We start from the raw sequence: 22,836 nt of genomic DNA on the forward strand, positions 1-22,836 counted from the left end.
CTTATTTCACCACGCCCACGGTGACCGGTGCAAGCCGCGGGCTCAGGCTATGGATCGCAGCCACAGCGAGGAAATAGACGACGGTACAGGCCGCAAAGATGATCGTGTAATTGCCCCCCGTCGCGTCGAGCACGAGCCCGGTCGACTTCGCCATGATCATCCCGCCGACGCCGCCCGCAAAGCCGCCAAGCCCGATCACCGACCCGACCGCGCGCTTCGGGAACATGTCGGGCGGGATCGACAGGATCGTCGACGAAAAGGCCTGATGCCCCGCGAGCGCGATGCCGATCAGCACCACCGCGAGCCACATATTGTCGAGCCCCGAAACGAACAGCAAAGGCAGCACACAGCAACCCGCGCCGAGCATCGTCGCCTTGCGCGCGAAATTGACGCTATGTCCGGTCTGGATCAGCTTCGACGATACCCAGCCGCCAAGGATGCTGCCGACGTCCGACAGCAGATACATGATGATCATCGGCAACAGCACGACTTTCAAATCGACGTTGTAGGTGGTGCTGAAATATTTGGGCAGCCAGAAAAGCATCAGGAACCAGACCGGATCGGTCAGGAATTTGCCGATCGCATAGGCCCACGCCTCGCGCTTGGTGACGATCGCGCCCCAGCCGAGCCGCTCGATCTTTTCGGGCGGATCATGTTCGATCCACGCTAGCTCGGCTTCGCTCACCTTCCCGCTCTCGCGCGGGTTGCTGTAGAGCCAGAGCCAGAGCACAAGCAGGATGACGCCGAAGGCGCCGGTATACATGAAGGTTTCACGCCAGTCGAAACCCATCCACACCATGAACAATGCGATCGTCGGCGCGGTCAGGATGACGCCGATCGTCGTCGCGCTGTTCACCCAGCCGATCGCGTAGGAGCGTTCCTTTTGCGGGAACCATTCGCTCGACGCGCGCACGACCGACGGGAAATGCCCTGCCTCGCCGACGCCGAGAATCACGCGCGCCATCATGAAGGAGGCGACCGACGACGCGAAGCCGTGAGCGACATGGCCGACGGTCCAGATACTGATCGCGATCGCATAGCCGATTTTCGGTCCGAAACGGTCGATCAGCCAGCCCATGAGGAGGAAGCCAAGCGCATAGGCGGCCTGGAACGCGGTGACGATGTTGCCATAGTCATTCTCGCTCCACCCGAGCTCCTGCCCGAGCGTCGGCGCGAGCAGGCCGAGCATGGTGCGGTCGATATAGTTGACCGTGGTCGCGGCGAACAGCAGCGCGACGATCAGCCAGCGATACCGCCCCGATCGTGGCACTGGCGCCGCCGTCCCTCCGTCCGCGAATGCCTGTGCCATAAACCTCTCCCGTTCTTGCTTTAATAGCTTGTAATCGAGCAGCCGACGCGGATTTTTCCGTCGAACAGCGCTTCGGCGCGCTGCCCGGGCCTGACTTCATGGATGCCGGTGATCGCGCCCGCCGACACCAGGGTACCGGGCGGAATCGCGATATCGCGCGCGCGCAGGATTTCGATCAGGAACAGCGCCGATCCGAACGGACCGTCGAGCATCGCCTCCATCGTCGCGGCACCGACCGTTTCACCGTCGATCGCCATTTCGACCGGCATGCGAATAAGGTCGGCGTCCTGCCAGCCGACGATCGAAGGACCAAGCACCAGCCCCTTGTTGTTGCCATAATCCGACGCGGTGACCGCGGGGCCGTGGCGGTTGATTTCGGGAAAGGGCGAGCTTGCAATCTCGATCCCGGTGCGAACGTCGACGATGCAATCGCGCACGCTGTCGATGTCATAGTCGCGCGTTCCGACCTCGCCAAAGCAGAGCAATATCTCGGCTTCGGCGGCCGCGAAACCGTCAGCATAGACGGGCATCGCCGGCTGCGCGGACCCATCATGGATTTCGTCGACAAAAATCGGGCCGGTCAGGCGGTTGCCGCCATAGCGATCGACCAGATCGGGCGCGATTCGCCCGACCTTCCATCCGCCGACGCGGCGCCCGTCGAGCGCAATCGCACGATCCTGGATCGCATAGGCGTCGGCCATCGTTTGCGGCATCGCTCCCGGATACAAGGTAAGCGGTGTCTTTTTCGCGCGAGCGGCCAGAAACGCGCGGGCGACATTTTCGTGATCAGCTTTTGCCGGCATCTTTGTCATTTCCCTCTTCCGCGAAACCGTCTAAGAGACACCGGTGTCAAAAGCAAGCGAATATCCGATCGACAAGGCCATCCGCGTGCATGCGGCGGACAATGTCGCGACCGCGATTGCCGATATTGCGGCGGGCGCGAAGCCGATCGCACGCGACGATTTTTGCGCCGCAATTGCCGTCGCGCGCGGGCACAAGATTGCGACCGCGCCGATCGCGCGGGGCGCTGCGGTGATCAAATATGGCTTTCCGATCGGCATCGCGACGGGCGACATCGCGACCGGCGAGCATGTCCACAGCCACAATCTGGCGACCGCGCTCGGTAGCAACCGCGAATATCAATATGCCGGTGCGCCGGCCGACGCACCGCCGACCGCAGCATCGTCGTGTAGCTTTTCGGGCTATGTCCGCGCCGATGGGCGCGTCGGCACGCGCAACGAAATCTGGATCCTGCCGACCGTCGGCTGCGTCGGCAATCTCGCCGCGCGCGTCGCGCGCATCGCGGGCATTCGCCATGCCGGGCGCGTCGACGGCATCCATGCCTTCAAACATCCCTTTGGCTGTTCGCAGCTTGGCGACGACCTTGGCCATACGCGCGCCGTGCTCGCCGCACTGGCGCAGCATCCCAATGCCGGGGGCGTGCTGATCGTCGGGCTCGGGTGCGAGAGCAACCAGCTCGGCGCGCTCACCGCGCTGATCCCCGCCGACCGCCGCGCGCATATCCGCACCCTGTCGGCGCAGGCGGTCGAGGATGACGAGGCCGCGTGCCTCGCGCTGATCGACGAACTCGTCGCCGGATGCGCTGATACGCCGCGCCGCGAGGCGCCGCTCTCCAAGCTGACCCTGGGGGTGAAATGCGGTGGCTCGGACGGCCTCTCGGGCCTCACCGCCAACCCGCTCGTCGGGCGCATGGCCGATGCCGTTGCCGCCGCGGGCGGCCAGGTCATCCTTACCGAAATTCCGGAAATTTTCGGCGCCGAGCAGATATTGATTGACCGCGCCGTATCGCGCGCGGTGTTCGACGAAGCCGCGGCGCTGGTCCGCGACTTCAAGGACTATTTCATCCGCAACGGCGAGCCCGTGAGCGAGAACCCCTCGCCCGGCAATATCGCCGGCGGGATCACGACGCTCGAGGAAAAATCGCTGGGCGCGGTACAGAAGGGGGGGCAGGTGCCGCTCGTCGATGTCCAGCGCTACGGCGGCGAGGCGCGGCTGGCGGGGCTGACGCTGCTCGAAGCACCGGGCAACGACGCGGTGTCGTCGACCGCGCTGACCGCCGCTGGTGCGACGGTGATCCTGTTCACCACCGGACGCGGCACGCCGCTCGGCTTTCCGGCGCCGACGCTGAAGATTGCGTCGAACAGCAATCTGGCCGCGCGCAAGGCGGGGTGGATCGACTTTGATGCCGGGACGGTGATCGACGACGGGTTTGACGCGGCGTCGAACGCACTGCGCGATCTGATCGTCGCCACCGCGTCAGGCGCCATCACCAAGGCGGAAGCCAATGAGGAACGCGACATAGCGATCTGGAAATCGGGCGTGACGCTTTGAAGCCAACGTAGCGCTGGGAAAAATTTCGCACAAAGACACAAAGACACGAAGGGGTCTGCTCCATGGCCTGCCGTAGGTTGCGACTAGCGCGAAGCGCTTTCAAATATCGCCTTCGGCGGGAAACCGCCTTTGGGAAAAATGATGATCCCTCTTCGTGTCTTTGTGTCTTTGTGCGAAACGAAAAATCGCTACCCGAGCGCCTCAAAGCGAAAGTCGCGGAACCGCGCCTCGCCCGCCCCGGCTGAGTAAAGCCCGGGGCGCAACATCAGGAAACCGCCGCGGACATTGTGGTGGTAACCCGACACCTCCATGCCGCGGTCGAAACGGACCCAGGTCTTCCCGCCATCGCCGCTGGTGTCATAGGTCACGATATGGCGGTCGTTGGTGACGCGCATCCGCATCCGCCGCCCGTGCGGATTGGCGGGGCGCGCGCGTTCGATGCCATATTGGTGGGTGACGAAGCGCCCGCCGTCGAAGCCGAGCCCGCAATAGAGCCTCTCGTCGTAGAAGAGGATCAAGCCCGCAGTGCCGCCGGGTGCGATCTCGATGTCGCATTCAAAACGATAGGCCTGATCGCCCGCGATCAAGAGCAAGGGCGATGAATCGACCGGCGCCTTGCCGCGCGCCGTCAACACCAGGGCGTTATCCGCGACGCGCGCACGGCTGCGCTCGTCGGGGCCGGGCTTGAAGAAATTCCATTTCGCGCCGAGCGCCAGCGCGCCGAAATCATCCGACAGCGCCATGCCATGTGGGCCCGCGACGGTCCCGCCTGCCGGTTTGGCGATCGGCTGCGACAGGTCGCCGCCCTTCATGCGGAACCAGCCGTCGGCGGTCCATTCGATCGGATCGAGCAGCGCCTGCCGCCCCAGCGTCCAATAGCCGTTTTCGAACCCGTGATAGACGCTCCACCAGTCGCCCGCCGGGCCCTCGACGAGCGTCGCATGGCCGCGCGACCACCATTTTTCGGCGGCCGATGTGGTGCGAACGAGCGGGTTCGCGGGGCAGTTCTCCCACGGACCGTGGATCGACTTCGACCGCGCGGCGATCACCATATGACCCGTCGGCGGACCCGCGGTGCCGCCGACCGCGGTGATCATGTAAAAATAGTCGCCGTGGCGCGTGATCTTCGGCCCTTCGGGAGCGAAGCCCTCGACCACCCAGTCGGCGGGGTAGCGCCACGGATCATAGACATGTTCCGGCTCGCCGATCCGCGACAGCCCGTCGTCGGACAATCGCACGCGGTCGCCCCCCGACAGGAACAGCCAGCGCGACCCGTCCTCGCCGACCGCATGACCGGGGTCGATATGGTCGGGCAGGTTCAGATCGACCGGCTCGCTCCACGGCCCCTCGATCTTGTCGGCCCAGATCACCCAGCTGGTGTTCGGGCCTTTGGTGGGGATGTAGAGAAAGAAACGGCCGCCATGCTTCACCAGCTCGGGCGCCCACACCGATCCGATATTCTTGTGGAGCGCGGGACCGATCGGGCGCCAGTTCACCAGGTCGCGCGAATGCCAGATGACCAGCCCCGGATAGCTGTCGAAGGTCGAGAAGGTCATGTAATAGTCGGCGCCGTCCTTCAGGATCGACGGGTCGGGATGGTCGCCGGCCATGATCGGATTGAGAAAACGCCCGTCGCCAAGATCGGGCTTGCGCTGACCGTCGAAGCCCTTCGCCCAAGCCGGCGCCGATGGCGATGACGACGCGGCGGCCAGCGCCGACGGTCCGGCGAGGCCCGACAGACCGGTAGCCATCAATCCCGTCCCGGCCAGCTTCAGCATCTCGCGGCGATCGGTCACTTTGCTCTCCTTGAAAAAGAAAGGCCCGGCCCCCGCAAGCGAAGACCGGGCCTCACCGGGACTAACCTGTCGACGTCAAATCTTGACGCGCGCACCGAACAGGAAGGTGCGACCGAAATGGTTGTTCTCGTAATTGCGGTTCGCGTCGATATCGGTGAAGCGATAGCGATATTCGTCGGTCAGATTGATGCCCTCGACCGAGATTTCGATATTGTCGGTGATCGCATAGCGCATCGACGCATCGACGTTGATCGTCGAACCATAGCCTTCGAACACATTGCCGGTGCCGCTGTTGGCGTCGGCATAACGGCTGCGATAGCTGATCGAAGCACGGGCGCTGAACTTGCCGTCGTCATAATAGAGCGTGCCGTTATAGGCGCGCTTCGACAGGTTGAAGAGCGTGCCGTTGCGGATCGCCCCGACGTTGGCACCGCCAGGCACGACCGAGGGGCCCGCCACCGAATAGTTGGCGTCGGAGTCGATGAAGGTCGCGTTGACGATGCCGCCGAAGTTCGAAAGGAACCCTGGCAGGAAGGTGAACGGAGCCTGCAGCGAAACTTCGACCCCTTTCAGACTGGCGCCTTCGCCATTGCCGATCGAGTTGATCGTCCACAGCTGGCCTTCGGGGTTGATCGCGGCAGGGCTGCTCGGCGGGATGATCGACGTCGGCAGACCGGTCGAGGCAAAGGTGCCGCTGCTCGTGGTCGCGACCGGGAAGCTTGCGATGTCCTTTTTGAACAGCGCGACCGAAAAGATCGATTGCGGTGCAAAATACCATTCGAAAGCCAGGTCGTACGCGGTGGCGCGGAACGGATCGAGGAACGGGTTGCCGTAGTTGATCCGATAGTTGAACCCGTCGACCGAGCCGCCGGGGGTCAGGTTGCCGAGCGTCGGGCGCGTCATCACATCGGCGACTGCAGCGCGGATAATGATGTCCTCGTGCGGGAACAAGGCCAGGTTCACCGACGGCAGCCAATCTTCATAGCTGCGCTTCACGGTCACCGCAGCGCCGCTGCTGAGCCCGCTCGACGTCTGCGCGGTGTGGACGTAACGGATCCCGGCGTTGAGCGCATAGTCGAGCCCGCCCAATTCGCCCTTGGCGTCGAATTGCAGATAACCACCGGTGACCTCTTCACGCACGCTGCGGTTGTTGCCGGCGTCGAGCGCGGGGGTGCGGTTATACAGGCCGGTAAAGGCTGTCCCCGCCTCCAGATTCGGGACCAGCCATTCGGTGGTGGTTCCAGCAGGCTGCCCCGCCTTCCCCAGCGTGAACAGCTCGGCGAGCGACGACGTCACCGGGAAGCCGTAGATCGCGGTCGGGCCGAACGCCGACGACGGCGAGCAGGTCAGCGTGCCGAGCACGCGATCGACACCGCCATTGCCGCACACCACGGTGTCGCGGGTAAAGGCGACACTGGTGAAGTCGAAACGGCGATAGACGCCGCCTGCCTTGACCGTGAAGCCTTCGGTGACATCCCATTCGGTGCGCAGCTGCGCGGTGCGGAACTTGTTTTCGACCTCCGACGGGCGGTCGCGGATTTCAGCGAGCTGGAAATTCGCCGGGTTGGTGACGCTGGTGCCAAAGGTCAGCACCGGGTTCGCCATGTCGGTATAGTCGTAGCGATAGCCCTGCGCGTCGCGGTCGTCGAAGACCAGCGTGGTTTCCAGCGGGATCGACGCGGTCGATTTCGAAAGGCCGCCGAGCAGGGTGAAGCGGAAATTGTCGCCGACATCCTGATCCCAACTGCCGCCGAACTGATAAAATTCGGTCTTGGCCTGGCGCAGATAATGTTCGGTGCGCACCCATGCGTCGTCGAGCGTCGCCGAGATCATGTTATTGTCGTTGTCGATCACATAGTCGCGGACGTTGATCGAGCGTTCGTTGCTGCGCAGCAGCACTTCACCCCAACGCTCGCGGCGCTGGTGCTTGAAGCTCGAAAACAGCCCGTCGAGCGAAATCTTGGTCGCGTCGGTCGGCGCAAACTGGATCGACCCGGTGATGCCGAGCCGCTTTTTGTCGTGCGCGATCTCGCCATAGCGCGGAATGCGCGGGTGAAAGGCGAGCGCGACCGAATCGCACGCCGCCGAGCGGCCGTTGGTATAAACGCCGCCCGAATTGGCGACGCCGATGCCGCTCGTTGCGGTGGTGGTAAAGCACGGGGCGCCGTTGACGGAATCGAAGCGCGCCTGCGCCCAGCGCACCGTGTTGTTGCCAAGCTCGAGCGTCTTCTGGTCCGAATAGGCCGCCGACACCGCAAAGCCGAGCGTTCCGGCGTCGTTCACCCAGCTGAGCAGGCCCGCCACGCGCGGGCCGACCTTTTCGGACAGGTCGTTGTAGCTGCCCTGCGCCGACAGAGCCGCGGTAAAGCCGCTCTTGCCCGCCAGCGGATTGCCGGTGTTGAGGTCGACGACGGCGCCGAGCGAGCCTTCGTCGAGTTCGGCCGACGCGGTCTTGTGGACGACGATCGAGCTGAACAGTTCGGAAGCAAAGACGTTGAAGTCGAATGCGCGGTCGCGGTTCGCCGAGGCGCCGTCGGTCGAGGTCGCAACGGTTTCGAGGCCATTGACGCGAACGCGCGTGAATTGCGATCCCAGACCGCGCACGGTGATGCCGCGGCCCTCGCCGCCGTCGCGCTGGATGGTGATGCCGGGAATGCGCTGCAACGATTCCGCGAGGTTCTGATCAGGGAATTTGGCGATGTCCTCGGCGACGATCGCGTCGACCGCGGCCACCGAATCGCGCTTCACGTCGAGCGCCTTGTCGAGCGAGGCGCGAAAGCCGGTGACGACGATCTCGTCTTCGGTCGCGACCGCTTCGTCGGCGACGGGCGCGGCGGCGTCCTGGGCAAAAGCCGGTGACACCGCGAGCGCGGCAAGCGAAGCGCCGCACGCCAATTGGGTCAAAGCGCGAAGGCCCCGCGTTGCATGAATAGCCATTATCATCCTCCCTTGATCGGCCGAAACTCTTGCCGAAGCAAGAAATGACACCGGTTACTTTGCGAGACCAGACAAATCGGCATGATCGCCTGGCCGGAAATTTTTTTGAGAGTGATGATGGCGCCGTCGCCTGTCACGACTGGCCGCCCTATCCCCTCTCCCTTGAAAATTTTCTCGTTGACCGATTGGGGTAACCGGTGTCAGGAAGATAGAGGGATTGGAACAGCCGTGTCAATACCCCAAAGAATCGGAGAGACGGGATGCCCAAAAAACCCTGGTTGGCCGCGCTTTTTCTGGCGTTTGCGCTACCCGCAAGCCCGGTGCTTGCCGCCGATCCGGCGCCGCTGGCCTTCCCGGGTGCGGTCGGCCCCGCTGCGCACACCATTGGCGGTCGCGGCGGCCAGATCCTGCGCGTGACCACGCTGGCAGCCGACGGGCCGGGGTCGCTGAAGGCTGCGATCGAGACCCCCGGACCGCGCATCATCGTGTTCGAGGTCGGCGGCGTCATCGACATGGGACGCCAGACGATCAGCGTCACCCATCCGTTTCTGACCATCGCCGGGCAGACCGCGCCGGGGCCCGGGATCACGCTGATCCGCACCGGCATCGACGTAAAGACCCACGACGTCGTGATCCGCCACCTGCGCATCTACACCGGGGTCGATGGGCAACCGAAACGCAGCGGCTGGGAAGCCGACACTTTTTCGACCGTGGCGGCGCATAATGTCATTGTCGACCATTGCACGCTCATGTGGGGGATCGACGAAAATATGTCGGCGTCCGGCCCCCGCTTCACCGGCAACAGCGTCGCCGAATGGCGGGCGGGTACGAGCCACAATATCACCTTCCCGAACAACCTCGCCGCTGAAGGCCTCGCCGACGCGAGCCATCCCAAGGGCGAGCACAGCAAGGGGTCGCTGATCCACGACAATGCGACGGGCATCGTCTTTTACCGCAATGTCTGGGCGCATAATGTCGAGCGCAACCCGCTGATCAAGGGCGGCGGACAGGCGCTGATGATCAACAATCTGATCTATAACCCGCAGCACCGCGCGGTGCATTACAACCTCATGAACCTCGAATGGGTCGGGCATGATTATGTGACAGGGCAGATCACCGCGATCGGCAATGTGATGCGCGGCGGCAACGACACCGACGAGCAGCTGCCGTTCCTGATGCTGGGCGGCGACGGCGACCTCGAATATTTTGGCAAGGACAATCTCCACGTCGATCGCCACGGCGTGACGCTGCCCGAATTCGGCCGCTATGGCGAGACGCAGGCGAAGCTGATCCGCGCCAAGGCGCCGCTCGCGCCGGTGGGCGGCTATACCATCCTGCCGGTGCGCGATGTCGAAACATCGGTGCTGTCGACCGCGGGCGCGCGGCCCTGGGCGCGCGACGCCGAGGAAATCCGTGTGCTCTTTTTCGTCGCCGAGGGGCGTGGGCAAGTGATCGACGACGAGAAGGAAGTGAGCGCTTACCCCAAGGTCAAGGAGGTGCGCGCGCCCTTTGTCGAGGGTGACTGGGATCTTGCGACGATGGAGCCGAAGTCGGGAATCTATCCCGGGCAAACGGCACCGCTGCCGCAGGAAAATCTGTCGGCGCGCGACCGCGCGTCGCGGACGGGGAATTGACGATGAGCGCGCTGCTCGCCCTGCTCCTCGCAGGCGGAACCACCCCCGCGATGGTGGTGATCGATGAGACGACGACGGTCCGTGAGGAGGCGCCGCCGCATGGCGCAATCGGGATGTCGACTGCCTACCGGATCAGCGATTCGGTCCCGGCGCCGCGCAGCTTCGAATTTCGCAAGCGCGCGCTGCACGTGGGCGCTGCGATCGGCATCCACCCGATCGACCATGACGAGATATATTATGTCCTTTCCGGCACCGGCATCGTCCATTCGGACGGCGAGGAACAGGAATTGAAGGCCGGAACCGCGGCTTGGCTCTACAAGGGCGCAATGGTCGGTATCCGCCAGACGGGCGGCGAACCCCTGGTCTTGATTATCGCCTATCCCAACAAGGCGCCCGCGCCATGACGCTGGGTCGCCGCACGCTGTTGGCGGCGGGGCTGACGCTGCCCTTTGCGAGCGCGGCGGCCGAGGCGGTGTGGACGCGGCCCGTGGGCCTGTCGCCCGACGCGAGCATCGCGCTGTGGCCAGACGGCCATATCAAGCCGCCACCGGGCCTCGTCGAAGCGGTCGTCCAGCGCAGCGATGATCCGAACGCCAGCGACCGGATGCTCGAGAAGATCACGCGCCCGCGTCTCGACATTTTTCACCCGGCAAAGCCCAACGGCGCGGCGGTCATCCTCGCCCCCGGCGGTGGCTATCGCTATGTCGTGATCGACAAGGAGGGCTATGAGCTCGCGCGCTTGCTGAAGGATCGCGGCGTCACCGTCTATGTCCTCTTCTACCGCCTGCCCGGCGACGGCTGGACGAACGGCGCAGACGTCCCGCTCGCCGATGCGCAGCGCGCGGTGCGGCTGGTGCGCAGCCGCGCGAAGCTCGACGGCATCGATCCGGCGCGTGTCGCCTTTGGCGGTTTCTCGGCGGGCGGACAGGTTGCGACGAGCCTGCTCACGCGCTTCGACGCAGAGGTCTATGATCCGGTCGACGCTGCCGACCCGCTGCCCGCACGGCCCGACGCGCTTGCCGCCATCTATCCCGTCGTGTCGATGGACCCTGCGATCGCGCATGCGGTGAGCCGCGAGAAACTGATCGGCGCGACGCCCGATGCGGCGCGCGAGAAACTCTATTCGCCCGAGCTTAACGTCCGCGCCGACCAGCCGCCGCTGTGGCTGCTCCACGCCGAGGATGACAGCGTCGTCAAGATTGCGAACAGTGTGCGGCTCCGCGAAGCGACGCGCGGCATCGGCGCACCCGCCGAAGCGCATTTCTTCGAGCGCGGCGAGCATGGCTTCGGGTTGATGAAGACCGCATGGCTGCCCGTCGCGATCTGGCCCGAACTGCTGTGGAACTGGCTCGGATCGCAGGGGATCGTCTGATCTCCGTCATTGCGAGGAGCGAAGCGACGCGGCAATCCAGCGTGGCGTAAGCCGCTCTCGATTGCTTCGCTTCGCTCGCAATGACGCGTTAGGATCCCGGCTGGACATAGGGCACGCGCACGAACAGCTCGCGCTCCCACTTGCGCGGGTCATTTTCGACCCGGCTTTCCGTGTCGAAGATCATCGTCTGCCGCTTCGCCAGACCATAGGGCGGCCAGCCCGGATTGCCCGTGCGCGCAAAGCGGACGAAGGCGTCCATCATCCGCTCGCTCATCGCCTGCTGCGCCGGGGTCGGGTCAGCGACGGTGCCAAAACTGAGCGCAATATCGTCGGCGTGCTTCGCAGCCTCGAAATCGAGCTGATAGACGAACCCCGGATGCCCCGCCCGCGCGCGCGCTTCGGCCTCCTCGACCTGCCCGCGCCAGCTGCGCGCCGCGGTGACGATGCGGTGGAACAGTTCGAGCGGATCTGCCGCGGGATAGCGTCCCCGAAACTGCGCGACGACCCACGATGGTTCGATGTCGATCCGCATTTCGGGCGCGATGCGAGCCGCGAGATTATCGAAACCCAGCCCGGCAAGCTGTTTGCCATCGGGCGAATAGAAGGCGCGCGTTTCCATCACCGTATTGCCGAGCATCATCGGAATAGCGAGCGACTGCGGCGCGGCGTCGGGCCAGAAGGGGTGGCGCGTCAGATGCCTCATGTCGAGCACCGGCCCCATATAAACCCCGCCGCCGAGGATCGGATCGGTGGCCGACAATGCCGCGATCAATTGCTCGACCGGCACCGTCGCCGGATCGACATCCTTGCCGAGCTTTTCGAGAAACGCCTGCGCGCGCTTCGTCGCGTTGAGCGGACCCGACGCGGTGACCTGCTGCCCGCTCATCGTGATCGCCTTGTGGAACAGCCCCTTCGCCGCGGGCATCCCCATCAGCGTCGCGATTTTGGCGCCGCCGCCCGACTGGCCGAAGACGGTGACATTGGCCGGATCGCCGCCAAAGGCAGCGATATTGCGCTGGACCCATTGGAGCGCAACGATCAGGTCGAGTTGCCCCGCGTTGCCGCTGTCAGGAAAGCGCGCATCGAGCCCGGCGAGATAGAGATAGCCGAGCGCGTTCAACCGGTGGTTGACGGTGACGACCACGACATCGCCGCGCGCGGCGAGGCGCGCGCCGTCGTTGACCGGATCGGTGACACTGCCGGTCGAATAGGCGCCGCCGTGGAAATAGACCATGACGGGGCGCTTCGCTGGCCGTTCGATGTCGGGCGTCCAGACGTTGAGGAACAGGCAATCCTCGTCCTGCGGCTGGTAACGGCTGCCCGTCTGGGGGCAGGCGGGACCAAAGACGTCGCCGCGCAATTGCTCGGCGCTAGTCAACGCGACCGGCGCACGAAAACGCACGGCACGACCATAGCGGATACCCGTGAAGCCCCAGGACTGGCCGTCACCAAAGCTGCGGCGCTTACCTGAAAAATAGGAACCGTCGGGCGCGCTGACCGCCCCGATATGTTGGATTGGTGCCACAATCTCGGCGCGCGCAAACGCCGAAAGAAAGAGCGCGCTGCCAGCCGTAGCCAGTAGCGCGCGGCGGTCGATCGGGTCAGCGCCGGACATCAAGCCCGCCACCGTGGAACGCATCGATGTCGGCCTGCCCGAAACGGCTCGCGTCGCCCGGCAGCGAATGTTTGAGCGCGGTCAGCGCGAGGCCGCTTTCCGCCATCGCCCGCGCATCGCCGCCCGCGCGGTGCGCGTGGAGCACCCCGGCGGCGAAGGCATCGCCCGCGCCGATCCGGTCGACGATGCCCGTGACGTCGATCTCGGCGGTCTGGTGGCCACCGCTGCGCACATCGACGCGCGCCGCGATGCGGTGGTGGTCGGCGGTGACGGTGTGCCGCGCGGTCGAGGCAATCAGCCGGAGGTCCGGAAAGGCAGCGAACCCCGCCTCGGCGGCCTCGCGCCGCCGGTCTTCGCCATCGCCGCTGAATTCCTGCCCCAGCACCAGCGACAGGTCGCGGTGGTTGCCGAAAAGGATGTCGGCGAGGCCGATCAGTTCGGACAAGACGGCGCGCGGATCGCTGTCCCACGCGTCCCACAGCATCGCACGGTAATTGCCGTCGAAGCTTATCGGCACGCCGAGCCGTTTCGCCGCGCGCGCCGCCGCGAGTGCAGCCTCTGCCGAGCGCGGCCCGAGCGCGGGGGTAATGCCCGACAGGTGGAGCAGGCCTGCACCGGCGAGCAGGGCGTCCCAGTCATAATCTTCGGCGCCGGTCGCCGCGAAACTGGATCCCGCGCGATCATAGACGATTTCGGACGACCGCAGCCCCGCACCGACGCTCAGGAAATAGAGGCCCATCCGGCCGGGACCCGTGGTGACGGCGGTGCAATCGACGCCGCCGCCGCGCACCGCTGCCACTGCTCCGCGACCCAGAGCATTCGAAGGAACCCTGCTGACCATCGCGCAGTCATGGCCAAGGTGCGCGAGCCCGATCGCGACATTCGCCTCGGCGCCGCCGACATGCAGCGCCAGCGACGGCGACTGCATGAGCAGTTCGTTGCCCGGCGCGGTCAGGCGGATCAGCAATTCGCCGAAAAAGACTAGCTTGCCTTGCCCCATCCCAACTCCGTTCGCCGGATACCCGGCTTATATCTTGACCATAGCCCTGAGCCTGTCGAAGGGCGCTTAACGCGGATAAGCGCCCTTCGACTTGCTCAGGGCTACGGTGATGTTTTCGAGCCTAGCGCGCGAGCCAGCCGCCGTCGACGGCGAGGATATGCCCCTGCACATAGTCCGACGCGCCCGACGCGAGGAACACCGCAGCGCCGCCGATGTCGGCGGGGTCGCCCCAGCGGCCCGCGGGAATGCGCTCCATGATCTGACGATTGCGCGTTTCGTCGCCTTGCAGCGCGGCGGTGTTGTTGGTTGCAATATAGCCGGGTGCGATCGCGTTGACCTGCACGCCCTTCGCCGCCCATTCGTTCGCGAGCAGCTTGGTGAGCCCGCCAACCCCTGATTTCGACGCGGTATAGCTCGGCACGCGGATGCCGCCCTGAAAGGTCAGCATCGATGCGATGTTGATGATCTTGCCGCTACCGCGCGCGATCATGTGGCGCCCGACGCTCTGGCAGAGGAAGAACAAGGTCTTCAAATTGGTGTCCATCACCGCGTCCCAGTCGGCCTCGGTGAAGTCGACCGCATCGGCGCGGCGGATGATCCCGGCATTATTGACGAGGATGTCAATGCGGCCGAATTCGGCGAGCACCGCATCGACCAGCGGCTGCACCGCGCCGACGCTCGACAGGTCGGCGGCGAAGTTTTCGCCCTTGCGGCCAAGTGCGCGCACCTTGCCCACGGTTTGATCGGCGGCCGAGCGCCCCGCAGCGGCGACGTCCGCCCCCGCTTCGGCGAGCGCGAGGGCAATCCCCTGCCCAATGCCCGTATTGGCGCCGGTGACGAGCGCCACCTTGCCCGAAAGGTCAAACAGCTTGCTCATCTTAGGCGAGCGCCGGCTCCGCCGACAGGCTCTTGAGATAAGCGCTGATCGCCTCGTCCTGCGAATTGGCGTAGAAATAGTCGGCGAACTTCTCGCCCGCGATCGCGGCGCGCAGCAGGTCCTGGTCGACCGACTTCAGCACGGTCAGCATGTCGTGGGACGACGCGGCCTTCAGATCCTTCAGGATACCGCGGTTCTTCCGCATGATTTCGGCGCGTTCCTTGGGATAGCCCAGCCCGCGTTCGCCATCGAACAATTTGCGATAGACATCTTGCAGGTTGAGCTCGGCGGCCCAGCCGAAACCCTTCGCATAGGGCATCGAAATCGCGTTGCCGTCATTGATCTGACCGAACAGGAAGGCATCGGTCGGATCGATCACCAGCCCGCAGAATACCCCCGGCATCGCGTTGCACGCGAGCATCGAGCCCATGCCTGTGCCGCAACCGGTCACGACGAAATCCGCGGCCTTCGAGTTGAGCAGGATGCCCGCGAGCAGGCCGTTCATGATGTAGGTCAGCGACGCTTTGTCGTCGGCCGAATACATGCCGTAATTGAACACTTCATGCCCCAGCGGCTCGGCGACCGTGGTCAGCGCTTCGTGGATGATGGCGTTCTTGGCGGCCTGGCTGTTCTCGGTGATCAGCGCGATCTTCATGAACCTGTTCCTTTGCTGGGTTTGCGACACGCTAATCATTTTGGTAACCGGTGTCAATATCACTGCCTTGACGATTTGAGGCTTGCGCTGGACACCGGTATCAGTTTTCGGCAGATGGCGGTTGTCGCGGTTGATTTCGCCCGGCCCCGCGCCCATCACGGCGGGCGAACGGCGGGACAGCATCGGGAACCCGCAGAGGAAAAGGCGCATATGGCGGCACAGACCAAGGGGCCGGGGGGCAAGCAGCCGACGATCAACGATGTCGCGGCGCTCGCCGGGGTATCGAAAAAGACCGTCAGCCGGGTGATCAACCGGTCGGAATTTCTGACCGAAAAGACGCGCAAGGCGGTCGAACAGGCGATCGAGACGCTGGGTTTTGTTCCCAACCCGCAAGCGCGTGCGCTGGCGTTCCGGCGCAATTTCCTGATCGCGCTGCTGCACGACAACCCCAATGCCCAGACGGTGCTGAACTTTCAGCAAGGCGTACTCGACGCGATCAAGGACAGCGACTTGGCGCTGCTCGTCCGCCCGGTCGATCGCGGATCCGATCAGCTGCTCGACGACGTCCGCACCTTTCTCGAAAAGCAGCGCCCGATCGGTGCGCTGTTGTTGCCGCCGATCTCCGAGAACGACGACCTTGCCGCGCTGTGCGAAGATCTTGGTGTGCGCTATGTGCGCGTCGGATCGGCGCCGCTCGACGATGCCAAGCATTGTGTGTCGTCAAACGACCGTGAGGTGGTTGCCGAAGCGGTCCGCGCGCTGATCACGCTCGGCCATCGCCGCATCGGTTTTGTGCGCGGTCCGGTCGGCTTCCGCTCGGCCGCCGAGCGCGAAAAGGGATTTATGGAAGCGCTCGCCGAAGCGGGGCTCGACCTGCCGGACGCCTATAACGCGCCGGGCAATTACCGCTATGCCGCCGGGATCGAGGCCGGCGAGGCGCTGCTGTCGCTATCCGAGCCGCCGACCGCGATCTTCTGTTCGAACGACGAAATGGCCGCCGGGGTGATGAGCGTCGCGCACGCCAAGCGGATCGACGTCCCCGGCGCGCTGTCGATCATCGGCTTCGACGACAGCCCGACCGCGACGCATATCTGGCCCGCGCTCAGCACCGTGCGCTGGCCGATCCGCGAAATGGGGGTGCGCGCTGCGCGAACGCTTGTCCCCGACTTTCTGCCGTCCGCCAGCAAGATCGACGAGCAGGAAACCGCGGTACTTGCGTCAACTTTTGTCCAGCGCCAGTCGGTCGCACCACCCAAATAGCGGCCGATGCGCCCAAGCGGTCGGCGGAAGAAAATTGTCTTAAATTGTCGCAATCACCCGCATTGCCCTTGCATGCGTCAATTCAATGGGTTGAATAGGCGCCAACCCCTCCCCGCCGCGCGGCGTGCTGACATGAGAATATCCATATGCTGGACAAAAGGTCGCTGCTGCTGGCCGGAACATTATGCGCCGCGACCCTGTCGCTCGGCGCCTGTTCGAGCGAGGAAGAGGCCGGCAAGAACAGTCGCGGCGCGCCGGAAGTCGGCTTTGTCGTTGCGAGGGTCGAGGCGGTCCCGGTAACGACATCGCTCGGCGGGCGCACGGTGGCCTTCGAGACCAGCGAAGTCCGGCCCCAGGTGGGCGGCCTGATCCGCCGCCGCCTGTTTACCGAGGGCAGCTTCGTGCGCGCCGGGCAGCCGCTCTATCAGATCGACGCCAGCCTCTATCAGGCCGCGGTCGATCAGGCGGCCGCCAACCTCGCCAGCGCCCGCGCCAGCGCGCAGGCCGCCGACGAGCGCGTCCGCCGCTTCGCCCCGCTCGCCAAGATGCAGGCGATCGCGGAACAGGATTATACCGACGCCTTGGCCGAAGCCCGCGTCGCGCGCGCCGCGGTTGCACAAAATGGCGCAGCGCTGGAAACCGCGCGCATCACGCTGCGCTATGCGACGATCACCGCGCCGATCAGCGGTCGCATCGGCCGCAGCCTCGCCACCCCGGGCGCGCTGGTGAGCGCGAGCCAGGCGACGCCGCTGACGACGATCCAGCGCATCGACCCCATTTATGTCGATATGCAGCAGTCGAGCGCCGAACTCACGGCGCTGCGCCGCGCGATCGCAGCGGGGGGTGCCGCACCCGGCAGCACCGCGGTGCGGCTGCAGCTGGAAGATGGCAGCGCCTATGGGCTGACCGGGACCGTCGAATTTTCCGAAATGACAGTGAACGAGGCCACGGGCACCGTCACCTTGCGTGCACGCTTTCCCAATCCACAGGGGCTTTTGTTGCCCGGCATGTTCGTCACGGCGACGTTCGAGCAGGCGGTCGATCCCACCGCCATCCTGGTTCCGCAGCAAGCTGTACAGCGCGACTTCGACGGATCGGCATTTGTGTATCTGGCGGGACCAAACAACAAGGCGGTGCGGCGCAAGATCGAAACGTCGCGCACGGCCGGCAGCAACTGGATCGTGACCAGCGGGCTGAAGGCCGGCGACCGCGTCATCACGCAGGGGGTCGGCAATCTTCGCGACGGCGCCGACATTCGCGCCGTTCCCGCCAGCACGCCGCAACGGGTGGGGGCGCCCGCGGCGGCCAAGACAGCAGAAAAGAGTAAATAGCCCCCCATGTCCCGTATCTTCATCGACCGGCCGATCTTTGCCTGGGTGCTCGCGATCGTCGTCATGCTTGCGGGGTTCGGGGCACTGCGCGCGCTGCCGATCGAACAATATCCCGACATCGCGCCGGTGCAGGTGAACATCCGGGCGAGCTATCCGGGCGCATCGGCGGAGACGGTCGAAAACAGCGTAACGCAGATATTGGAACAGCAGCTGACCGGCATCGACGGGCTGCTCTATTTCAGCTCGCAATCCAGTTCGCGCGGACAGGCCAGCATCACCGCGATTTTCGACAAGGGCACCGATCCCGACATCGCGCAGGTGCAGGTGCAGAACAAGATCGAGTCTGCTGTGTCGCGCCTGCCTCAGCAGGTCCAGCAGCAGGGGGTGCGGGTCAGCAAGTCCAATTCGGACACGCTGCTGATTGTCAGCGTCTATGACAAGACGCGCACGCGCAACAATTATGACGTCTCCGATTATCTGACGACCAATATCCAAGACCCGTTGTCGCGGGTCGAGGGGGTCGGCGACGTCAATATCTTCGGTTCGCCGCACGCGATGCGGATCTGGCTGAACCCGCAGCGGCTCGCGGCCGTATCGCTGATGCCGAGCGACGTGGTTGCGGCGATCAGCGCCCAGAACAGCGAAGTCGCCGCGGGCGAGGTCGGCGGCCTGCCGTCGCCGCGGGGTCAGTTGCTGACGGCCACTGTCACCGCCCAGTCGCGCCTGCAAACCCCCGAACAGTTTCAGAATATCGTGCTCAAGACCTTGCCCGACGGTTCGGCGGTGCGGATTCGCGACGTCGCACGTGTCGAAATCGGCGCCGAAAATTACGGCTCGGTCGGTCGTCTCAATCGCCAGCCGAGTTCGGGCATGGCGATCTCGCTGTCGCCCGGCGCCGACGCGCTGGCGACGGTCGAGCGCGTGAAGGCACGCATGACCGAACTGGCGCAGAACATGCCCGACGGGCTCGACTATGCCTATATCAACGACACGACGACCTTTATCCGCCTGTCGGTCAGCGAAGTTCAAAAGGCGCTGTTCGAGGCGATCCTCCTCGTCATCATCGTGATGTTCGTGTTTCTGCAAAGCTGGCGCGCGACGCTGATCCCCGCGATCGCGGTACCCGTCGTGCTGCTCGGTACCTTTGGCGTCTTCTACCTTGCCGGGTTCAGCATCAACACGCTGACGCTGTTCGGGCTCGTGCTCGCCATCGGCCTGCTCGTCGACGACGCGATCGTGGTCGTCGAGAATGTCGAGCGGTTGATGGAAGAAAATCCCGGCATGTCGGCGCGTGAGGCGACGATTCAGTCGATGAAGGAATTGCAGGTCGCGCTGATCGCGATCGGGCTTGTGCTGTCGGCGGTGTTCCTGCCGATGGCCTTTTTCGGCGGATCGACCGGCGTCATCTATCGCCAGTTTTCGGTGACGGTGGTGTCGGCGATGGTGCTATCGGTGTTCGTCGCGCTGGTGCTCAGCCCGGCGCTGACCTCGACCCTCCTCAAACCCCGCGCGCACGGTGAAACGCCGCCGGGCCGCTGGCCGCGCGTCGATGCGGCGCTGACCCGCGCGAAAACATGGTTCAACACCCGGTTCGAGCGTACCACCGAAAGCTATGTCGGCAGCGTCGAAAAGGTCGTCGATCGCAAATGGCGCTTTCTGGGCCTGTACATGATCATTGTCGTGCTGCTCGCCTTTCTGTTCCTGCGCCTGCCTGGCGGTTTCCTGCCCGGCGAAGACCAGGGCCGCGTCCAGATCCAGTTTCGCCTGCCCGCAGGTGCGACGCAGGAACGCACGCTTGAGGTCCGCGACGCGATCGAGGACCATATGCTGAGCGCCGAAAAGGCGAATATCGAATCGCTTTTTCTGAACGCCGGCGGTGGCGGTGGCGGCGCGTCGGGGCAGAACACCGGCCAGGGCTTCGTCAATCTGGCACATTGGGATGACCGCCCGGGCAAGGAAAACAGCGCCGACGCGATTGCCGAGCGCACGCGCCGGGCCTTTTCGGGGCTGCGCGATGCACAGGTCTTTGCGCTGGTGCCGGGCGCGGTCCGCGGCCTTGGCGATACGTCAGGTTTCACGATGCAGTTTCAGAACCGCAGCGGACTGACGCGCGAAGAATTTGCCGCGGCGCGCGACCGGCTGCTCGCCGCGGCGAACGCCAATCCCAAATTGTCGTCGGTCCGGCTCAGCGACCTACCCGATCTGGCCACGCTGAAGATCGATATCGATACCCAGCGCCTGACCACCTATGGCCTGAGCAACGCCGATGTGAACAGCACGCTGGCGACCGCTTGGGGCGGCCGTTACGTTAATGATTTCATCGACGAAGGCCGGGTGAAGCGCGTCTATGTCCAGGGCGACGCACCCTATCGCGCCAAGCCCGAAGACCTCAGCCAATGGTATGTGCGCTCTGCCGATGGCGGCATGTCGCCCTTTTCGGCGTTCGCCCAGATCGGCTGGTCGACGACCCCCAGCACCACCTCGCGTTTTCAGGGTATTCCCGCGTTCGAAATTTCGGGTCAGCCCGCCGAGGGAACCAGTTCGGGCGAAGCGATGGACGAAATCGCGGCGCTGGCCGGCGAAATTCCCGGCACCAGCGTCGCTTGGTCCGGCGCCTCGTATCAGGAACGGCTGTCGTCGGGACAGGCGCCCTTGCTCTATGCACTGTCGTTGCTGGTCGTGTTTCTGTGCCTGGCGGCACTGTACGAAAGCTGGTCGATCCCGGTCGCCGTCCTGCTTGTCATCCCGCTCGGGCTGGTCGGCGCAGTGTTCGCGGTCACGCTACGCGGGCTCGAAAACGACGTCTATCTGCAGATCGGGCTGCTCACGACGATGGGTCTGGCCGCCAAAAATGCGATCCTGATGATCGAATTTGCCGAGCAGGAAGAGAAAAAGGGGAAGCGGGTGATCGAAGCAGCGATCATCGCGGCGCGCATCCGCCTGCGCCCGATCCTGATGACGAGCTTTGCCTTCATCTTCGGCGTTTTGCCGCTGGCCCTGGCCTCAGGCGCCGGGGCGAACAGCCGCATCGCGATCGGCACCTCGGTGATCGGCGGCATGCTGACCGCGACCCTGCTCGCGATCTTCTTCATCCCGCTCTTTTTCGTGCTCGTCCGCCGCGGGGTGCGCGACGGGCTTGCCGCGCTGCGTGCGCGCTTCGGCAGGAAGACGGACGATGGCGCGGCGGGGGTACCGGCATGATCGCGGCCCGCACGCTGTTGCTCGCGACGACGCTCGCGCTTGCGGGTTGCTCGCTGGCACCCAAGACCGTGCTCCCGCCCCCGCCGGTGCCGCAGAGCTGGCCCGTCGGGGACGCCTATCTGCTGCAAAGCGAGGCGGCGCTGCCGGTCCTGTCGTACCGGAGCGTCTTCACCGATCCCCGCCTCCAATCGCTGGCCGAGCAAGCGCTCGCGAACAACCGCGATCTTCGCATCGCCTATGCCAATGTCGCCGCGGCGCGCGCGCAGGCGCGCATCACCCGCGCTGGGCAATTTCCCGAAATCGGGATCAGCGGCGGCGCGGGCTATTCGGACAGCAATGGTGCGAGCGGCAGCGGCGACTTCTCGCTGCGCGGCGGAGTCACGGCGTTCGAGCTCGACCTGTTCGGCAAGCTCGCCAATGCCACCGAGGCCGATCGCAACCGCGCGCTGGCGACCGAGGCGGCATCGCGCACCGTGCGGCTGGCGCTGATCGCCAGCCTGGCCGACGCCTGGGCGACCTATGGCGCCGACCGCGACCTCCTGAAGATCGCCGAGGACACCGCCGCCAACGCGCGCGAAAGCGTGCGGCTGACGCGGGCGCGGCTCGACGGCGGGGTGGCGCCGCGCACCGACCTGCGCCAAGCCGAACAGATTCTCGCGACAGCCGAGGATGCGATCGCGCAGCAAAGGACCGCGCTCGCGCAGGACGAGAACCTGATCCGCCTGCTCGTCGGCGGCGATGTCGACCGCGCGCTGCTCCCCGCGGGCCTCACCGAAGTCACACCCTCGGTCGTGGGGTTGCCTGCAGGAGTCAGCTCCGAAATCCTGCTTCGCCGCCCCGATGTGATCGAGGCCGAATATGGCCTGCGCGCCGCCAACGCCGACATCGGCGTCGCGCGCGCGCAGCTGTTCCCGTCGATCTCGCTGACCGGGCTGCTCGGCTTTGCCAGCGACGCGCTGTCCAGCCTCTTCGACAGCGGATCGTTCAGCTGGTCGGCGGGCGGCGACGTGACCGCGCCGATTTTCGACGCCGGGGGCCGCCGCGCCGGAGTAGCGGTCAGCGAGGCGCAGCGCGACGCAGCGCTCGCAAGCTATGAAGGCGCAATTCAGACCGCGTTCCGCGAGGTCGCCGATGCGCTGGCGGTGCAGGGGACGATCGCCGACCGGGTGCGCGCGGCCGCCGCGAACACCGCCGCCGCCGCTGACACCGCGACGCTCACCGATGCGCGTTACAAGGGCGGAGTCGACAGCTTCCTCGCCAGCCTCGACGCACAGCGCAGCCTCTATGCGGCACGGCGCAGCGAAATCGCGACGCAGCTGCTGCTCGTGCAGACGCGCATCGCGCTGTTCCGCGCGCTCGGCGGCGATAGCGGCGCAGGGACGGCTTCCCCCACCCCCTGACGACCCTCGTCACCCCGGGCTTGATCCGGGGTCCATGACGACGGGCTGCAGGGATGCCGGATCGAGTCCGGCATGACGACAGGTTGGAAAGCCCGAC

16 protein-coding genes are annotated in these 22,836 nt (G+C 65.2%); 8 read left to right on the top strand and 8 right to left on the bottom strand.

What is annotated here, in order from left to right:
• Position 1: 1 nt before the first annotated feature.
• Positions 2-1,309 (bottom strand): MFS transporter, encoded by a 1,308-nt coding sequence (locus tag SPYCW_RS15550; RefSeq protein ID WP_120217569.1) that lies wholly within the window; start codon positions 1,307-1,309, stop codon positions 2-4.
• Positions 1,310-1,329: 20 nt separating this feature from the next.
• The gene (locus tag SPYCW_RS15555) at positions 1,330-2,112 is read right to left on the bottom strand and encodes a 2-keto-4-pentenoate hydratase (RefSeq protein ID WP_120218344.1); all 783 of its coding nucleotides are present in this window, start codon (positions 2,110-2,112) and stop codon (positions 1,330-1,332) included.
• Between the two features lie 43 nt (positions 2,113-2,155).
• Here SPYCW_RS15555 and SPYCW_RS15560 point away from each other — a divergent pair, with 43 nt between their 5' ends.
• Positions 2,156-3,661 carry a UxaA family hydrolase gene (locus tag SPYCW_RS15560; protein ID WP_120217570.1) on the top strand — a complete coding sequence of 502 codons (1,506 nt, stop codon included), beginning with the start codon at positions 2,156-2,158 and terminating at the stop codon, positions 3,659-3,661.
• 188 nt (positions 3,662-3,849) lie between these two features.
• On the opposite strand, the gene SPYCW_RS15565 is transcribed toward SPYCW_RS15560, so the two are convergent.
• Positions 3,850-5,439: a family 43 glycosylhydrolase gene (locus SPYCW_RS15565; RefSeq protein ID WP_120218345.1), complete on the bottom strand. Its 1,590-nt coding sequence runs from the start codon at positions 5,437-5,439 to the stop codon at positions 3,850-3,852.
• A gap of 93 nt (positions 5,440-5,532) precedes the next feature.
• Entirely contained in the window at positions 5,533-8,400 is a 2,868-nt protein-coding gene (locus SPYCW_RS15570; RefSeq protein WP_443029450.1) for a TonB-dependent receptor, read from the bottom strand.
• A 254-nt stretch (positions 8,401-8,654) separates the two neighbouring features.
• Here SPYCW_RS15570 and SPYCW_RS15575 point away from each other — a divergent pair, with 254 nt between their 5' ends.
• Genes SPYCW_RS15575 through SPYCW_RS15585 form a run of 3 tightly spaced genes read left to right on the top strand, consistent with a single transcriptional unit; the run spans position 8,655 to position 11,400 of the window.
• Positions 8,655-10,028 carry a pectate lyase family protein gene (locus SPYCW_RS15575; RefSeq protein ID WP_120217572.1) on the top strand — a complete coding sequence of 458 codons (1,374 nt, stop codon included), beginning with the start codon at positions 8,655-8,657 and terminating at the stop codon, positions 10,026-10,028.
• A gap of 2 nt (positions 10,029-10,030) precedes the next feature.
• Positions 10,031-10,432 carry a cupin domain-containing protein gene (locus SPYCW_RS15580; protein ID WP_120217573.1) on the top strand — a complete coding sequence of 134 codons (402 nt, stop codon included), beginning with the start codon at positions 10,031-10,033 and terminating at the stop codon, positions 10,430-10,432.
• A complete protein-coding gene (locus SPYCW_RS15585; protein WP_120217574.1) occupies positions 10,429-11,400 on the top strand; it encodes an alpha/beta hydrolase in 972 nt (323 codons plus the stop codon). Before SPYCW_RS15580 ends, SPYCW_RS15585 begins: the two co-directional genes overlap by 4 nt.
• A gap of 88 nt (positions 11,401-11,488) precedes the next feature.
• Here the strand turns inward: SPYCW_RS15585 and SPYCW_RS15590 are convergent, their stop codons facing one another.
• The 4 genes from SPYCW_RS15590 to SPYCW_RS15605 form a co-directional block, all read right to left on the bottom strand.
• Positions 11,489-13,015, bottom strand: a complete 1,527-nt coding sequence (locus tag SPYCW_RS15590; protein ID WP_120218346.1) for a carboxylesterase/lipase family protein — start codon at positions 13,013-13,015, stop codon at positions 11,489-11,491.
• Positions 13,002-14,015, bottom strand: a complete 1,014-nt coding sequence (locus tag SPYCW_RS15595) for a sugar kinase (RefSeq protein ID WP_120217575.1) — start codon at positions 14,013-14,015, stop codon at positions 13,002-13,004. The genes SPYCW_RS15590 and SPYCW_RS15595 overlap by 14 nt, the downstream gene beginning before the upstream one ends.
• Before the next feature lie 121 nt (positions 14,016-14,136).
• Entirely contained in the window at positions 14,137-14,892 is a 756-nt protein-coding gene (gene kduD / locus SPYCW_RS15600) for a 2-dehydro-3-deoxy-D-gluconate 5-dehydrogenase KduD (RefSeq protein ID WP_120217576.1), read from the bottom strand.
• A gap of 1 nt (position 14,893) precedes the next feature.
• Positions 14,894-15,547, bottom strand: coding sequence for an RpiB/LacA/LacB family sugar-phosphate isomerase (locus SPYCW_RS15605; protein ID WP_120218347.1), 654 nt, complete (start codon positions 15,545-15,547; stop codon positions 14,894-14,896).
• A gap of 210 nt (positions 15,548-15,757) precedes the next feature.
• On the opposite strand from SPYCW_RS15605, the gene SPYCW_RS15610 reads away from it, so the two are divergent.
• The 4 genes from SPYCW_RS15610 (at position 15,758) to SPYCW_RS15625 (ending at position 22,739) form a co-directional block, all read left to right on the top strand.
• The gene (locus SPYCW_RS15610; RefSeq protein WP_120217577.1) at positions 15,758-16,807 is read left to right on the top strand and encodes a LacI family DNA-binding transcriptional regulator; all 1,050 of its coding nucleotides are present in this window, start codon (positions 15,758-15,760) and stop codon (positions 16,805-16,807) included.
• A 146-nt stretch (positions 16,808-16,953) separates the two neighbouring features.
• Entirely contained in the window at positions 16,954-18,138 is a 1,185-nt protein-coding gene (locus tag SPYCW_RS15615; RefSeq protein WP_120217578.1) for an efflux RND transporter periplasmic adaptor subunit, read from the top strand.
• A 6-nt stretch (positions 18,139-18,144) separates the two neighbouring features.
• Positions 18,145-21,339 (top strand): efflux RND transporter permease subunit, encoded by a 3,195-nt coding sequence (locus tag SPYCW_RS15620; protein WP_120217579.1) that lies wholly within the window; start codon positions 18,145-18,147, stop codon positions 21,337-21,339.
• On the top strand, positions 21,336-22,739 hold the full coding sequence (locus SPYCW_RS15625) for an efflux transporter outer membrane subunit (protein ID WP_120217580.1): 1,404 nt from the start codon (positions 21,336-21,338) through the stop codon (positions 22,737-22,739). The genes SPYCW_RS15620 and SPYCW_RS15625 overlap by 4 nt, the downstream gene beginning before the upstream one ends.
• The last annotated feature ends 97 nt before the right edge of the window (positions 22,740-22,836 follow it).

This window comes from Sphingopyxis sp. EG6 (assembly GCF_003609815.1).
Lineage (GTDB): Bacteria > Pseudomonadota > Alphaproteobacteria > Sphingomonadales > Sphingomonadaceae > Sphingopyxis.